The organism is Pseudonocardia ailaonensis, from assembly GCF_039531635.1.
GTDB classification, from domain to species: domain Bacteria; phylum Actinomycetota; class Actinomycetes; order Mycobacteriales; family Pseudonocardiaceae; genus Pseudonocardia; species Pseudonocardia ailaonensis.
Window position 1 is genome coordinate 86477 of sequence record NZ_BAAAQK010000002.1, and the last position, 15644, is coordinate 102120.

General features: G+C 74.5%; 11 protein-coding genes and 1 pseudogene. 7 read left to right on the plus strand and 5 right to left on the minus strand.

Going from position 1 to position 15644, the window contains the following annotated elements; genetic code table 11:
* The first annotated feature begins 205 nt into the window (after nucleotides 1-205).
* The 3 genes from yidC to ABD324_RS02610 all read left to right on the plus strand — a co-directional run bounded on the left by yidC (nucleotide 206) and on the right by ABD324_RS02610 (nucleotide 3074).
* Nucleotides 206-1270, plus strand: coding sequence for a membrane protein insertase YidC (yidC, locus tag ABD324_RS02600; protein ID WP_344411890.1), 1065 nt, complete (start codon nucleotides 206-208; stop codon nucleotides 1268-1270).
* Nucleotides 1271-1279: 9 nt separating this feature from the next.
* Nucleotides 1280-1735, plus strand: a complete 456-nt coding sequence (locus ABD324_RS02605) for a hypothetical protein (protein WP_344411891.1) — start codon at nucleotides 1280-1282, stop codon at nucleotides 1733-1735.
* 115 nt (nucleotides 1736-1850) lie between these two features.
* Nucleotides 1851-3074, plus strand: a complete 1224-nt coding sequence (locus ABD324_RS02610) for a L,D-transpeptidase (RefSeq protein WP_344411892.1) — start codon at nucleotides 1851-1853, stop codon at nucleotides 3072-3074.
* An 88-nt stretch (nucleotides 3075-3162) separates the two neighbouring features.
* Here the strand turns inward: ABD324_RS02610 and ABD324_RS02615 are convergent, their stop codons facing one another.
* The 3 genes and pseudogenes from ABD324_RS02615 to ABD324_RS02625 form a co-directional block, all read right to left on the minus strand.
* Entirely contained in the window at nucleotides 3163-4104 is a 942-nt protein-coding gene (locus tag ABD324_RS02615; RefSeq protein ID WP_344411894.1) for an alpha/beta hydrolase, read from the minus strand.
* A gap of 170 nt (nucleotides 4105-4274) precedes the next feature.
* On the minus strand, nucleotides 4275-9974 hold the full coding sequence (locus ABD324_RS02620; RefSeq protein ID WP_344411896.1) for an Lhr family helicase: 5700 nt from the start codon (nucleotides 9972-9974) through the stop codon (nucleotides 4275-4277).
* A 64-nt stretch (nucleotides 9975-10038) separates the two neighbouring features.
* A pseudogene (locus ABD324_RS02625) lies at nucleotides 10039-10851 on the minus strand (DMT family transporter); the annotation flags it as partial.
* Nucleotides 10852-10890: 39 nt separating this feature from the next.
* Between ABD324_RS02625 and ABD324_RS02630 the strand changes: the two are divergent.
* Nucleotides 10891-11481, plus strand: coding sequence for a TetR/AcrR family transcriptional regulator (locus tag ABD324_RS02630; RefSeq protein WP_344411898.1), 591 nt, complete (start codon nucleotides 10891-10893; stop codon nucleotides 11479-11481).
* A gap of 29 nt (nucleotides 11482-11510) precedes the next feature.
* Here ABD324_RS02630 and ABD324_RS02635 read toward each other — a convergent pair whose 3' ends face one another.
* Nucleotides 11511-12737, minus strand: coding sequence for a CoA transferase (locus ABD324_RS02635; protein WP_344411900.1), 1227 nt, complete (start codon nucleotides 12735-12737; stop codon nucleotides 11511-11513).
* Nucleotides 12734-13447: a TetR/AcrR family transcriptional regulator gene (locus tag ABD324_RS02640; RefSeq protein WP_344411902.1), complete on the minus strand. Its 714-nt coding sequence runs from the start codon at nucleotides 13445-13447 to the stop codon at nucleotides 12734-12736. The genes ABD324_RS02635 and ABD324_RS02640 overlap by 4 nt, the downstream gene beginning before the upstream one ends.
* Before the next feature lie 42 nt (nucleotides 13448-13489).
* Between ABD324_RS02640 and ABD324_RS02645 the strand changes: the two genes are divergently transcribed.
* The 3 genes from ABD324_RS02645 to ABD324_RS02655 are packed head-to-tail and all read left to right on the plus strand — an operon-like array spanning nucleotide 13490 to nucleotide 15432.
* Nucleotides 13490-14422, plus strand: a complete 933-nt coding sequence (locus ABD324_RS02645; RefSeq protein WP_344411904.1) for an ATP-binding cassette domain-containing protein — start codon at nucleotides 13490-13492, stop codon at nucleotides 14420-14422.
* A complete protein-coding gene (locus ABD324_RS02650) occupies nucleotides 14419-15195 on the plus strand; it encodes an ABC transporter permease (RefSeq protein WP_344411906.1) in 777 nt (258 codons plus the stop codon). The genes ABD324_RS02645 and ABD324_RS02650 overlap by 4 nt, the downstream gene beginning before the upstream one ends.
* A gap of 27 nt (nucleotides 15196-15222) precedes the next feature.
* Entirely contained in the window at nucleotides 15223-15432 is a 210-nt protein-coding gene (locus ABD324_RS02655) for a DUF3046 domain-containing protein (protein WP_344411908.1), read from the plus strand.
* Nucleotides 15433-15644 lie beyond the last annotated feature (212 nt).

Sequence of the window (15644 nt, forward strand, 5' to 3'; positions counted from 1 at the left end):
GTCGCCCCGGGCGGCGCCCTGCTGTGGTGTCGGCACGGCCCGGATACGTCCGGTTCGAGGGCCGGCCTCCGCCGTGCAGGGCATCCGCCCGGAGCGGCGCGACCTCGACGGGGACCCGTCAGGAGCTCCGCCGCAGCGGCTCGACCGCTGCCGCCGGTTCCCCGATCCCTGATCTCCCTCCCTCGCCGGGAGGTGGAGGTGCGTCGTGCTCGATTTCCTGTACTACCCCGTGTCCGCCGTCATGTGGTTCTGGCACCAGGTGTTCGGCCTGGTCCTCGGCCCCAGCAACGGGGTGGCGTGGGCGCTGTCGGTGGTTTTCCTCGTCCTGACCCTGCGGGCGCTGATGATCAAGCCCGTGCTGAGCCAGATGCGGTCCGCGCAGAAGATGCGCCGGCTCGCCCCGCACATCGCCGAGCTGCGGAAGAAGCACGGCAAGGACCGGGTGAAGCTCGCGGAGGAGACCCAGAAGCTCCATCGCGAGCACGGGGTCTCGCCGCTGGGGTCCTTCCTGCCCGCGCTGGTGCAGGTGCCGGTGTTCATCGCGCTGCTGCACGTGCTGCGGTACTTCAACCGCCCCGGCCTGTCCTTCGAGCAGAACGCGGCGCTGCCGAACTACGTCTTCGGCCCGGACGAGGTGCGCTCCTTCCTCGAGGCCCGGCTGTTCGGGGCGCCGCTGTCGTCGTACATCGCCATGCCGCAGAACCTGCTCGACTCGTTCGGCGCGCACGTCGACCGCTGGCACGTCGTCGTGGTGGCGGTGCCGCTGATCCTCGCCGCGGCCGTCGCCACGCACGTCACGGCCCGGTGGTCGCAGCGCCGCCAGCAGCTCGACCCGGCCACGCCCGGCGCCGGGATCATGAAGCTGTTCCCGTGGCTCTTCCCGCTCGGCGTGGTGGCCGGCGGGCTGTTCTTCGCCTTCCCGATCGCGATCCTCGTCTACTGGCTCACGGGCAACGCCTGGACGCTCGCGCAGCAGCACCTGATCACGAAGAAGCTGGACCGCGAGGAGGCGGCGCTGCCCCCGGTGGTTGCGGTGGCGGAGTCGGCGCGAGGTCCGAAGCCGGGCCAGAAGCCGGTCGCGCCGCGCCCGGGCGCGAAGCCCGTGACCCGGACGCACGTGGCCCCGAAGCAGGCGGCCCCGAAGCAGGCGGCACAGCACCCGGCCCGGAAGGAGGCGGCCCCGAAGCAGGCGGCACAGAAGCAGGCGGCCCGGAAGCCCGGTTCTCCTCGCTCGAAGCCCGTCCGGACCGCAGGAACCGGACAGGCCTAGGGTCGGGAGGTGCGTCCCTCCCGTTCGACCCGCCTCGCGGCGGCCGGCCTGCTGGCGGCCGGTCTGCTCGCCGGCTGCGGCGCCCCGACCACCCACGCCGCCGCCTCCGGCGGCAACGGCGCCCCGAGCGCGACCCTGCCCGCGTTGCAGACCAAGCTCGCGTCGATCGTCCAGGACGAGTGCGCGACCCAGCAGCCGGCGCAGATCTTCCCGAACTGCGCGCGGTTCGTGCGCGAGGTGCAGAACATCGTGCCGGCCGCCCGGGCGGAGGCCGGCTCGGTGAGGTCCGGAGCCGCCGTCACCCAGGCCGCGGCGGACACCGACGATGCGGTCAACCGTTTCACCCAGGACGTCTGCACACCCGTCGCGGGGGCGAAGGCCGGGCCCGCGGCGGTGTGCGGGCCCGACCTGGCGGCGATGCAGCAGGGGCTGAAGGCGCTCGTGTCCGCGCTGGGTTCCTCCTGATCGTCCGATTCGCCCACCAGGGAAAACACCCCTTTCGGACGTCCGTGCACCGGTGCGCCGGGGCAGCCCCGGTCGGGTGAGAATGGGTGCGGGACGACGGGAGGACTCGACGGATATGAAGGCGTCGCGGCGGTGGGGTACGGCCGCACTGGGCATTGCGACCGTGGTCGTGCTGGGCCTCGGGATCATGGTGGGCGTCCATCCGGACGCGATGGCGGGCGCGTTGGTGCCGGACGGTCTCAGCCCCGTCGCGGACGCGCCGAAGGCCCTCGCGGCCCCCGCCCCCGTCGTCCACATCACCCCGGATCAGGGCACCGCGCTGAACCCGTCGACGCCGATCGAGGTCGCGGTCACGGACGGCACGGTGCAGGCCGTGCACGTGACCAACCAGGCCACCGGCAAGGCCGTCGAGGGCGCTCTCACCAAGGACACGCGCGGCTGGAGCTCGACGGGGGACCTCGCCTACGGCGCCACCTACGCCGTCGGTGTCGACGCGGTCGGCTCGGACGGCGCCTCCCACCACACGGACGGCACGGTCAGCACCGTCTCGCCGAAGCTGCAGGCCTACCCGTCCTTCGTCCCGGCACCCAACTCGGTGCCGACGGTCGGGGTCGGGCAGCCGATCGTCGTGCGGTTCGACCACCCGATCACGGACCGTGCGGCCGCCGAGAAGGCCCTGACCGTCACCTCCAGCCCGGCGCAGACCGGCGGCTGGTACTGGATCTCCAACACCGAGGTCCACTACCGCCCGCAGGCCTACTGGCAGCCCGGCAGCACGCTCACGGTGAAGGCCGACATGTACGGCGTCGACCTGGGCAACGGCACGTACGGCCAGACCGACCGCACCATGACGCTCAAGGTGCACGACGCGTGGGTGGCCAAGGCCGACGGCGCCTCGGAGTCCATGCAGATCTTCGACAACGGCCAGCTGGTCAAGACCATGAAGATCAGCCTCGGCTCGCCCGGCTTCCCCTCGCACACCGGCCCGCACGTGATCTCGGACAAGCAGCCGTCGATCATCATGGACTCCTGCACCTACGGCGTCTGCGCAGGTCAGCCGGGGTACTACAAGGAGAAGGTCGATCTCGACCTGCGGATCTCCAACGACGGCGAGTTCGTGCACTCCGCCCCGTGGTCGGTGGGCCAGCAGGGCAACTCGAACGTCTCGCACGGCTGCGTGAACCTCGCCCCGGCCGACGCCCAGTGGTTCTTCGACCACTTCGGCATCGGCGACGTCGTCGAGATCACGAACTCGGGCGGTCCGGCGCTGCCGGTCTACGACACCTACGGCGACTGGGAGCTCACCTGGCCGCAGTGGAAGGCCGGCTCCGCGCTCTGAGCGCGCTCCCGCCGCACCATGATCGTCGCTTCGGACTCATCGGCGCCGTATCCGGCGTGGATGGGTCCGAAGCGACGATCATCCTGTGTCAGACGCCCAGGCCGCGGCGGAGGGCGATCCGTTCGGACTGCTCCCGCTGCGAGATCGCGGCGCCCGTGATGGTCGCCGAGCCGTGGAAGGTGCCGGGGAACAGGTGTAGCTCGACCGGCACGCCCGCGGCCTGCAGGGCCAGCGCGTAGGCGATGCCCTCGTCGCGGAGCGGGTCGAAGGCCATCACCGACACGTACGCGGGCGGCAGCCCGGCGAGGTCGGTGGCGCGGGCGGGCGCGGCGTAGGGGGAGACGTCCGGGCCGCCGCGGGCGTCCGCGCCGACGTAGGAGTTCCAGCTGACGATCGCGTGCGGCCGGTGCCACACGGGGGTGTCGGTGTAGGCGCGCATGCTGGGCGTCTCGAGGCGGTCGTCGAGCTCGGGGACCGCGAGGAACTGGAAGCGGATCGCGGGGCCACCGCGGTCGCGGGCCATCAACGCGAGCCCGGCACAGAGCCCGCCCCCGGCGCTGGACCCGTGGATCGCGATGCGCCCGGGGTCCACCCCGACATCGGCCGCGTTGGCGGCGAACCAGCTCAGGCCGGCGAAGCAGTCCTCGAGCGGGCCGGGGAACGGCGTCTCGGGCGCGAGCCGGTAGTCGACGGTCACGACCACCGCCCCGACGTCCCGCGCGATCGCGAGGTTCCGCGCGTGCGAGCCGTCGAGGTCTCCCACCACGAAACCGCCGCCGTGGACGTCGTAGACACCGACCGGCCCGGACCGCTCGTCCGGGACGTAGATCCGCAGGGGGACGTCCGGCGCACCGTCGGGGCCCGGCACCACGATCTCCGAGACGGTCACCCCGGACTCGTCCGGCGCCGGCAGCCCGGCCCGGCGCTCGCGCTGGGCGATCCGCGCCGCCGCGATGTCACCGAGGTCCACCGGCGGGAGCGCGGGCAGGGCCTCGGCGAGCTCGGGATCGAGGGCGTACTCGGTGGTCACGGAACCTCCTGTGACGGTGGGACAGCTGTCGGGCACGATCCGTCCGGCGACGGCCGGCGGATCCACGCCTCGGTCGATCATGCCGCGGCCGCCCGGGCGCTACCCGGCAGGTGGTGCGTCCCGGGCAGGGCGCTCTCAGCGGCCACCGCATGGTCGGACGCCGGTCGGGATCAGGCGCGCAGGCGCAGGCCCTTCGGGGTGACGCGGAAGCCCGCCTCGGTGAGGACGTCGGCGAGGTCCGAGCCCAGCGCCTCGCCGCCGTCGGCCTTCTCCACGGCGAGCGAGCCCAGCCAGCCCTCGTGCACCGCGCCCGCCAGGGCGTGCGCGGCGGCGGAGAGCTCCTCGCGCTCCGTGGTGAAGGAGAGCAGCGACTTGCCGCCCCGCTCGACGTAGAGCGCGGGACCGCCGTCGACGAGCACGACGAGCGCCCCGGCCTTCCGCCCCGGCCGGTGCTTCGAGTCGCCCACCGTCGCGGGCCACGGCAGCGCTGCCCCGTAGGGCTGGGCGGGATCCGCGGCCGCCAGCACCACCCGGGACAGCTGGGCGCCCGCCGGCTCGGGTCCGCGGGGAGCCCCCCAGGCCCCGCCCCCGGGCCGCCCGGGGCTGCCCGGGCGAGCAGGACCCCCGCCCCCGGACCCGCGCGCAGGCCAGACCTGGGTTTCCCCGGCGGGATCACCGGGTCCGCGGTGCGGCGTCCACACCTGGCTGTCCTGCTGGTCGGCACCGGCACCTGTCCGGGCGTCGGGTTCGCCGGCGCCGTCGGGTTCGAGGGCTCCGTCGGGTTCGGCGGCGCTGTCGACCCCGCCGGCGCTGTCGGGCTCGAGGGCTCCGTCGAGTTCGGTTTCGGCGCCGAGGGCGCCGATTCCGTTCCCGGCACCGGATCCGGGCACGGCGCCCGGGCCGGACCGGATGCCGGCGCCAGTGCCTGCGCTGGTGTCCGCGCCCGTATCGGCCTCGGCGTGCCCGTCGGCTCCGGCTCGGTCGCCCTGCCCGCCCGCCCTCACCGCACCGGGTGCGGCGAGGGCCGGGTCGCCAGGGCCCCGGTGCGGTGACCAGCCCGTGGGGGCCGCGCCGTCCGCCGGGACCGGCGGCGCACCGTCCTCTGCTCCGCCGAGGGGTGCCTCCGCGGAGCCCGCGGTGAGCTCCCGGGCGGAGCCCGGGCCGAAGGGTCCCGCCGTGGACTCCAAACCGAGATCCGATGTGGACCCCACTCGGACCTCGGCACTGTATGCGGGGGCGATCCCCCTCGCGGGGTTCCCCCGATCATCCTGTCCCGCAACCGATCCGGGCTCCGGGACATCGTCCGTCGAGGGTCCGAAGCCCGAGCCGAGCGCTCCGATCGGAGAACCGTCCGGTGTGGACAGTGCGCGGAGGCGGTCGATCGCGCCGGGGACCGCGAACTGTGCCGCGCCCAGCCCCTCCACCACGTACCCGCGCCGGACCCGGCCGGAGTCCTCCATGGCGCGCAACACCTTGTACACGGCGGCGAAGCCGCCGCTGACCCGCTCCGTGCCCAGCGCTCCGCGGGTGAGCACCCCGTGCCGCTCCAGGAAGGCCTCCGCCTTCGCGTGGGCGCGCCGCGTCGGATCCGGTTCCCGATCCACCGCGAGTGCCCAGCGGCCGCCGACGGAGGGCGGGCCCGTGCGCGAGGGCATTTGCGGCCGCGCCGCCCGGAGCTGCGCGTACCGGCCACGGGCGGCGGTGCGGCGGGTGCGGTGCGCCGGTCCGCGGGAGCGCGTACCCCCGCCGCCGAGCCGGGCGCGCAGCGGACCGAGGGTGTCGTTCGTGAGGAGCCCGGCCCAGACCAGGTCCCAGATCGCGGCCTCGGTCTCGGCGTCCGTCGGCGCGGCCCGGGTCGAGCCACCGGAGCCGCCGGAACCGAGCACGCCCCCGGAACCGAGCACGCCACCCGAACCGGTCGGCCCCCCGGAGCCGGCTGAGCCCCCGGAGCCGGCTGAGCCCCCGGAGCCGGCCGAACCACGGGGGCCGGCCGGACCACGCGAGCCGGTCGAGCCATCAGGACCCGACGAACCGCCGGTGCCGGCCGGGTCACCAGAACCGACAGAGCCGTCGAGGCCCACCGCGCCCTCGGTGAGCAGCACCCGCGCAGCCAGATCGGCGAGCTGCCGGAAGAACAGCGCTCCGCCGCCCAGCGCGGGCTCGCCCAGCTCCGGCATGCCCAGCACCGACAGCAGCGCCCGGTGCAGGGGAGTGCCGGCCACGTCGAGATCCGGCTCGGGCAGCAGCAGGTCCGCCACGTCCGCCGGTGCGACCGCGAGCCAGCCGTCGCTGCCGGCGAGCGGGCCGCAGCCGGTCCACGTCACCTCGCCGGCCGCCGTCAGCTCGTCGAGCAGCGCGGGCGTGTAGCCGGGCAGCCGGGCGGGCAGGATCAGCGACTCCAGCGCGCTCGCGGGCAGCGGAGCCCCGGCCAGCTGCTCGACCACGCCCAGCACGTCCTCGGGGCCCGGGGCGGACCGCATCCTGCCGCGCCGGCTCCCCGGCCGCTCCCCGCCGCCGGTCTGCACGCCCTGCCACGCCGGCAGGAACCGCCCGAGCGCCCGCTGCTCGACGGGCTCGACCTCGGCCCGCAGCCGCGCCAGGGACGCCCGCCGCAGCCGCCGCAGGACCTCGGCGTCGCAGTACTCGATCGAGCCCTCGCCACCGCCGGCGGCCGAGGGGCGCAGCTCGCCGCGCACCAGCCGTCCCGTGCCGGTGAGCCGGTCCAGCACGCCGTGCACCACGGCCACGCCGAGCCCGAACCGGGTGGCCACCTCCGCCGGGGTGAAGGGGCCGTGTGTGCGGGCGTAGCGGAGCACCAGATCGCCGAGCGGGTCCGGCACGGGTTCGGTGAAGGTCTCCGGCACGCCGACCGGCAGCGGGGCGCCCAGGGCGTCGCGGACCCGCCCGGCGTCCTCGATCGCGACGAACCGCTCCTCGCCGGCGATCCGGACCCGGATCGCTCGGCGCTGCGCCTCCAGATCGGCCAGCCACTCGGGCGCGACGCCCCGGGCCCGACCGTCCTCGACCGACAGGTCGCCGAGGAACTTCAGCAGGTCCGCGGCCCCCTCGGCGTCCCGCGCGCGGCGGTCCGGCGCCGTGCGCTGCAGCGCGGCCTCGACCTCGGCGAGCACCTCCGGATCCAGCAGCTCGCGGATCGCCTCGGAACCGAGCAGCTCGGCCAGCAGAGTGGAGTCCAGCGAGAGCGCCGCAGCGCGGCGTTCGGCCAGCGGGGCGTCCATCTCGTAGAGGAACATCCCGATGTAGCCGAACAGCAGGCTGCGGGCGAAGGGCGACGGCGCCTGCGTGGCCAGCTCGACGACCTTGACCTTGCGCGAGCCGATGTCGGCCATCAGGTCCCGCAGGCCCGGCAGGTCGTACACGTCCTGCACGCACTCGCGCATGGCTTCCAGGGTGATCGGGAACTGCTCGAACTTGCCCGCCACCGCGAGCAGCTGGGCCGAGCGCTGCCGTTGCTGCCACAGGGGGCTGCGGCGCTTGGGGTCCCGGCGGGGGAGCAGCAGCGCCCGCGCCGCGCACTCCCGGAACCGCGACGCGTACAGCGACGAGCCGCCGAGCTCGGCCACCACGATCTGCTCGACCTCACCGGGATCGAGCAGCACGTCCTCCGCGGTGGGGACGATCTCGGCGCCCGAGTCGTCGAGCGCGTCCGGCAGCCGCAGGACGATCCCGTCGTCCGCGCCGGCGGCGTGCACCTCGACGCCGCGCCGCTCCCGCATCCGCGCGGCGATCGCCAGCGCCCACGGCCCGTTGACCTGGGACCCGAAGGGGGAGTGGACGACCAGCCGCCAGTCGCCCAGCTCGTCCCGGAACCGCTCGACCAGGATCGTGCGGTCGCTGGGCACGTGCCGGGTGGCCTCCTGCTGCTCCCGGAGGTACGCGACCAGGTTGTCGATCGCCCACTCGTCGAGCCCGGCGTCCGCGGCCCGGGCCCGCGCGTCGGCGTCCGACAGCCCGGCCATCTCGCGCACGAACGCACCGATCGCCCGGCCGAGCTCGAGGGGGCGCCCGATGGACTCGCCCTTCCAGAACGGCATCCGCGCGGGCTCACCCGGCGCGGGCGTGACGATCACGCGGTCGTGGGTGATGTCCTCGACGCGCCAGCTCGACGTGCCGAGCAGGAACGTGTCCCCCACCCGGGACTCGTAGACCATCTCCTCGTCGAGCTCGCCGACGCGCGAGCCCGCGCCGTCCGCACCCCCGGGTGTCATCACCGTGAACAGGCCCCGGTCCGGGATCGTGCCGCCGCTCGTGACGGCCAGACGCTGGGCGCCCGGACGGCCGGCGAGCTGGTCGGTGACCCGGTCCCAGGTGATCCGCGCGCGCAGCTCGCCGAACTCCTCCGACGGGTACCGCCCGGCCAGCATGTCCAGCACCGAGTGCAGCGCCGAGTCCGGCAGGGCCGCGAACGGGGCCGCCCGGCGCACCACTGCGGCGAGGTCGGAGAGCTGCCACGGCTCCAGGGCGACCATCGCGACGATCTGCTGGGCCAGCACGTCGAGCGGGTTGCGCGGGTAGCGCATGGACTCGATCGCCCCGGACGTCATCCGCTCGGCGACGACCGCGCACGACACGAGGTCCCCGCGGAACCTGGGGAACACCACGCCCTTCGACACCGCGCCGACCTGGTGCCCCGCGCGCCCGACGCGCTGCAGCCCGGACGACACGCTGGGCGGCGCCTCCACCTGGACCACCAGGTCGACCGCGCCCATGTCGATGCCCAGCTCCAGGCTCGACGTGGCCACCACGCAGGGCAGCCGCCCGGACTTGAGCTCCTCCTCGACCAGCGTGCGCTGCTCGCGGGACATCGATCCGTGGTGCGCCTTGGCGATCACGGGAGGCGCGCCGCCCCCGACCCCCGACTGCCCGATCGCCTCGGCGGGGAAGTCGTCGAGCTCCACCGCCTCCTCCGCCTCGGACGCGGCCAGCTCGTTCAGCTTCGCCGTCAACCGCTCCGCGAGCCGCCGCGAGTTCGAGAAGACGATCGTGGACCGGTGCTCCCGCACCAGGTCGAGCAGGCGCTTCTCCACCGCCGGCCAGATCGACGGCCGCTGCGCCCCGCCGGCCGCGGACCCGATGACCTCCTCGTCCGCGCTGCCGGGGGCGGGCTGCTCGCCGAGCGCCGCGAGGTCCGGCACCGGGACCTCGACCCTCACCTCGATCGTCTTGGGGGTCTTCGGCTGCACCACCTCGACCGGGCGCGCGCCGGACAGGAACGTGGACACCTCGTCGAGCGGGCGGACCGTGGCGGACAGGCCGATCCGCTGCGCGGGCCTCTCCAGCAGCTCGTCGAGCCGCTCCAGGGAGAGCGCGAGGTGCGCGCCGCGCTTGGTGGCCGCGACCGCGTGCACCTCGTCGAGGATCACGGTCTCGACGCCCCGCAGCGAGTCCCGCGCCGCCGACGTCAGGATCAGGAACAACGACTCCGGGGTGGTGACCAGCACGTCCGGTGGGGTGCGGGCGAACTGGCGCCGCTCGTCCGCCGGGGTGTCGCCGGTGCGCATCCCGACGGTGATGTCCGGCGCCTTCTCCCCGCGTCGCTGCGACTCCTGGCGGATCCCCGTCAACGGCGCGCGGAGGTTGCGCTGCACGTCGACCGCCAGGGCCTTGAGCGGCGAGACGTAGAGGACCCGGCAGCGCTGCTTCGCCGGGGCGGGCGGGGCCACCGCCAGCCGGTCGAGCGCCCAGAGGAAGGCGGCCAGGGTCTTACCCGAGCCCGTCGGCGCGACGACCAGCGCGTTCCTCCCCGCCTGCGCGGCACGCCACGCGCCCTCCTGGGCGGCCGTGGGCGCGGCGAAGGCGCCCCGGAACCAGTCCCGGGTGGCGGGGGAGAAACCGTCCAGTGCGCTCACGGGGACCACTATGCAGCGCACCCCCGACAGTTTTCGCGCCGTGCCGGCTCCCGAGCACCAGCCAGACCCCCACGGCGGCGAGCAGGACGCCGGGCAGGGCCAGCAGGACCGGCACCTCGCCGAACATCAGGAAGGTCCACACCATCGTCACGGGCGGGGTGAGATAGAGCAGCGCCGACACCCGGGTCGCGCCGTACCGGCGCAGGGCCAGCAGATAGGTCCCGTAGCCGCCGAAGGTCGACAGCAGCACCACCCACGCGATGGCGCCCCAGAACCCCGGCGCGTCGGGCGGGGCCGCGTGCCCCAGCAGTGCGGTGACCGGCCAGAACAGCACCGCCGCCGTCGTCACCTGGAGGGTGAGGGCGACGAGTGGGGTCTCGGGCGGGTCGAGTCGCCGTTCCAGCAGCGTGCCCGCGGACAGGGCCAGCATCCCGCCGAGGGGGAGCAGGAAGGCCCACCAGGGCGCCGTCCCCGGTTCGAGGTCGCCCGCCACGACCAGGGTCACCCCGGCCAGCCCCGCCGCCAACCCGATCCGCTGCCGGGCCGTGGTCCGCTCGCCCAGCACCGGGGCCGCCGCGATCGACACCACCAGCGGCTGCAGGGCCGCGACCAGCGCCGCCGTGCCCGCCGGCACGCCGAGCTCCACGCCCGTCACCACCCCGCCCAGGTAGAGCACCTGGCCGAGCCCGCCGAGCACGGCCTGCCGCCACCAGGCCCCGCGGGGGATCGGCCGTCTGCGGGCCAGCAGGACCAGCCACAGCAGCGTGGCCGCGATCAGGTACCGCCAGGACAGCAGCGTGTCCGCGGGCGCGTACCCCGTTCCCAACACGGCGCCGACGAATCCCGAGCTCCAGAACAGCACCAGCAGCGCACCCATGAGCGCACGTAACCACACCGGTCGGTATACTCGCAGTGTATGAGCACCCCCGCGGGCGAGCGGCTGATCACGGCGGCCAGCGCCCTGTTCTACCGGCACGGCATTCGCGCGGTCGGCGTCGACCTCATCGCCGAGACCGCCGGCACCACGAAGAAGACGCTGTACGACCGCTTCGGTTCGAAGGACGCCCTCGTCGCGCTCTACCTGGAGCGACGCACCGTCGCGTGGCAGACTTTCCTGGAGGAGCACATGCGCGGCCGGCCGCTGGTCGAGGTGTTCGACGTCCTGGCGCTCTGGCTGGTCGACCAGGACCGCGGCTGCGGCTTCGTCAACGCCTTCGCCGAGATCGGCGGCACGGGCCACCCCGCCGAGCGGGTGATCCGCGCGGAGAAGGACTGGATGCGGGACCACCTGGTCGCGCGGGCACTCGCGGAGGGCCACCCGGCCAGCGCCGGGATCGCGCTGCACCTGCTCTACGAGGGCGCGACCGTGCTCGCGACCGCCGGCGGCAACCCGGACGCACCGGCCCAGGCCAAGGCCTCAGCGCTTGCGGTTCTGCACCCACCAGCGGATCAGCAGGGTGAGCGAGGTCAGCAGCATGATCACGACCACGACCTGGCCCAGCGGTGACGACAGACCGGTGGGATCGGACATACCGGTCAGGGTAGCCACTCCGGCGCGGCGCCGCCGTAGTCCGGGACGGAGGTCCAGCGGAGCCCCGCTCCCGGCGGGCGCGCGATCGTGAACGGGCCCAGTTCCTGCAGGTACGGCGCGGGATCGACGTCCTCCGCGCCCGGCGGGGTGCGGGGGAGCCGCTGCAGGTACGACGCCGTGCCCGCCAGGGCGAGCCGGACGTGGTGCGTCCCGCCCGACCGCCGCTGCTCGGCCAGCGCGAGCAGCGCCCCGGCCGCCCCGAGATACCCCGTCGCGTGGTCGAGGACCTGCGCGGGGAGCGCGCCGGGATCGCCCTCCACCAGCCCGATCCCGCACGCGGACTGCACCAGGCTGTCGAAGCCCCGGCGCCCGGCCCACGGCCCGCGATGCCCCCACGCCGACAGCGTGACGACCACCAGTCCGGGATGGCGCGCCGCCAGCTCCTCGGGTGCCATGCCGAAGCGGTCCAGCGCCCCCGGCCGGTAGCCCGTGACGACGACGTCGGCCCCGGCCAGCAGGTCCTCGAGCGGCAGCGAGGCGAGCGCGGACCGCTTGTCCGGCAGCATCTCCCAGGCCTGGTGGGGGATCTCCGGCAGGTGCGGCGGGTCGATCCGCAGCACGTCCGCCCCGTGGACCGCGAGCGTCCGGGTGGCGACGGGCCCGGCGATCACCCTCGTCAGATCGAGGACGCGCGGGCGCCGGGCCGGACGCGGCGCCGCCTCGCCGAGCACCCGACGGTCGACGAGCGGCAGCGAGCGGGCGGCGGCACCCGCCTCCGTCGCGGCCCACTCCTCCTCGGTCCGGGTGGCCGCGGCGACCCCGCCCGCCTCGTGCAGGGCGGTCTCCAGCGGCACCTTCTCCCAGTCCCCGATGGCCGCCGCCGGATCGTCGCCCAGCACCGACCGGGCCGCCGCCGCGTGCCACGGGTAGTTGGCATGCAGTCGGATCCAGCCGTCGGCGGTGCGGTGGAAGGCGGAGAGCGGATCGAACAGGCTGCTCGGCTCCTCGCCCGCCCGGCGCAGGTACCGCTCGCTGCGCAGCACGACGGCGGCCTGCCGGGTGTCGATCGCGACGTCCCCGTCCGACGCGGCGAGCAGCGCGGCGCCGATCGTGGCGGTGCCGAACGCCGTCACCGGGAAACGGGAGCCCAGGGTGCGTTCGGGGCCGCTGATCGTCAGCCGCCGCAGCTCGCCGGCCGATCCGCCGAGCGCCGCCCAGACGGCCTCGATCACCGCCCCTCCACCAGCGTATCGACGCCGTCGAGGATCCGCTCGAGCCCGAAGCGGTACATCGCGTCCCGGTCCTCCTGGGGATCCGGGCCCTCGGCGAACGCGCCCCCGGTGAACGCGGCGATCAGGGCGGGGAAGCGGTCCGGGGTGAGGAACCGGGCGAAGAGCGCCTCGTAGGCGTTCTCGGCCGACGCGTGGTCGGCCGCGTGGAAGGTGAGATCGCCGAAGGTCAGGGCGTTGAGCTGCAGGATCACGAACAGCTTCTCTCCCTCGGAGAGGGCCGCGGGACGGAGCGCGCGCAGCCCGAACTCCAGCCAGGTGAGCTGGTTCGGGGTCGCCGGCGGGCCCGTCTGCGGCACCATCTGCTGGATCCACGGGTGCGCGCGCATCCGGTGCAGGGTCGCCCACGCCCAGCGTTCGAGGCCGTCGCGCCACGGGGCGTCCGGGTCCGGGTCGAGCACGGCCGGGGGCGGCCCGATCGCCCGGTCCTGCATGTGCAGCAGCAGCTCCTCCTTGCCGCCGACGTGCCGGTACAGCGACATCGGTGTGAACCCCAGCGCCTTCGCGACGCGGCTCATCGACACCCCGTCGAGCCCCTCGGCGTCGGCGATGTCGATCGCGGTCGCCACGATCCGGCCGAGCGAGAGCCCCTCGCGGGAGGCCGGCGCCGGGTCCGCCTTCCAGACCGCTTCCAGCGGCGTCATCGCGTCCATCGCCCTTGATCCTACGAGATGTTTATGGCATATACTCAGTGTATGGCATACACGGTCGAGGCCGAGGGGCTGCGGAAGTCCTTCGGGAGCACGGACGTCCTGGAGGGCATCGACCTGGGGGTGCCGCGCGGGAGCATCGCCGCCCTGCTGGGGCCCAACGGTGCCGGCAAGACGACCACGGTGAAGATCCTCACCACGCTGCTGCGGCCGGACGCCGGACGGGTGGTGGTCGCAGGCCACGACGTGCTCGCCGAACCGGCCGCGGTGCGCCGCGCGATCAGCCTCACCGGCCAGCGGGCGACGGTCGACGAGGTGCTCACCGGCCGCGAGAACCTGGTGATGACGGGCCGGCTGCGGCACCTCACGAAGGCCGCGGCCCGGGAGCGCGCACAGCGGCTGCTCGAGCGCTTCGACCTGGTCGACGCGGCGGACCGGCGGGTCGCCGGCTACTCCGGCGGCATGGCGCGGCGGCTCGACATCGCGCTGGGGCTCGTCGACGATCCCGTCGTCCTGTTCCTCGACGAGCCGACGACGGGGCTGGACCCACGGAGCCGCCGCGAGGTCTGGGCGGCGGTCGGGGAGCTCGCGGCCTCCGGCGTCACGGTGCTGCTGACCACGCAGTACCTGGAGGAGGCGGACCGGCTCGCCGACCGCGTCGCGGTGCTCGCGGACGGCCGGATCGCCGCCGAGGGCACCGCCGACGAGCTCAAGTCGCTGATCGGCGGCGAGACCGTCGAGCTCGTCCTGTCGGACGAAGCGACCCTCGCCGACGCGGTGACGGTCGCCGAGCTGCAGGGTCTCGCCGCTCGGACGGACGCCGAGACGCTGTCGCTCCACATCCCGACCGACGGCACCGCCGCCGGCGTGCGGGACCTGCTCGGGGCGATGGCCGCCGTCCCCGTCCTCCGGGTGGCCGTGCACCGCCCGACGCTCGACGACGTCTTCCTCTCGCTCACCGAAAGTGTCCCGGCATGACCGCCCACTCGCCCGTGCCCGGCCCGCTGCTCGACGTCGGCACGTTCGTCGGCCGCTCGCTGCGGCACTCGGCGCGCAGCATCGACGCGATGATCGTCGCGATCGTGCTGCCGATCATGATCCTGCTGGTCTTCGTGTACGTCTTCGGCGGCGCGATGGCCGCCCGGGCGGACTACCTCACCTACGTGGTGCCCGGGGTGATCGTGCTCTGTGCGGCGCACGGCTCGGCCCAGACCGCGATCGGCGTCAACCGGGACATGACGACGGGGACGATCGACCGGGTGCGGTCCCTGCCGGTCGTGGGGTCCGCGGTGCTCATCGGGCACGTGCTGGCCAGCGTGGCCCGCAACCTGGTGTCGACGGCGGTGGTGGTCGGTGTGGCCCTCCTGCTCGGCTTCCGACCGGTGGCGTCGGTGGGGGACTGGGTCGCGGTGGCGGGGCTGCTGGCGCTGCTGATGGTGGGGGTGTCGGCGCTGTCCGCGGCGTTCGGGCTGCTCGTGTCGAGCCCCGAGGCGGCCGGTGCGCTGTCCTTCGTGCTGCTCTTCCTGCCGTACCTGAGCAGCGGGTTCGTCCCGCCGGAGACGATGCCCGCGGTGCTGCGCGGGTTCGCGGAGCGCCAACCGGTGACGCCGCTGATCGACGCGGTCCGCGGGCTGCTGCTCGGGACGCCGGTCGGCGGGGCGCCGTGGCTGGCGGTGGCCTGGTGGGGCGGGCTGGGGCTGCTCGGCGTCGCCGGGTGCGGCCTGCTGTTCCGGCGCCGCGGTGCGTCCTGATCCGGGCGCGTGACTACCCTCGGGCCCGTGCGACTGAGCCAGTTCCGGACCCTGATGCACGACGAGTTCGGCGAGATGAGGGCGGGCTCGCTGGCCCGTGACCACGTGTTCGCCGAGCTCGGCGGCCGCAGCGCCGAGCAGGCGATCGCGGCGGGCATCGACCCGAAACGGGTGTGGGAGGTCATCTGCGTGGCCTACGACGTGCCGGTGGAGCGCCGGCTGGGGCGCGACGACTGAGTCCCGGCGCTGTCCCGCCCGTCGCGCGGGCCGCTCGGCGCGGCAGGGTAGCCGATCGGCGTGTCGGGGTCGGCCTCGAACAGGTGTTCGTATAGCGTGCTGTCCACACCCGGTGCCGGTTGTCCACAGCGGGGATGCGCTTCCGGAAACTGTCGGGGGTACCGAATACGGTCTCTCTCGTGGCTCCCCGGAAGTCGTCGAACACCGCACAA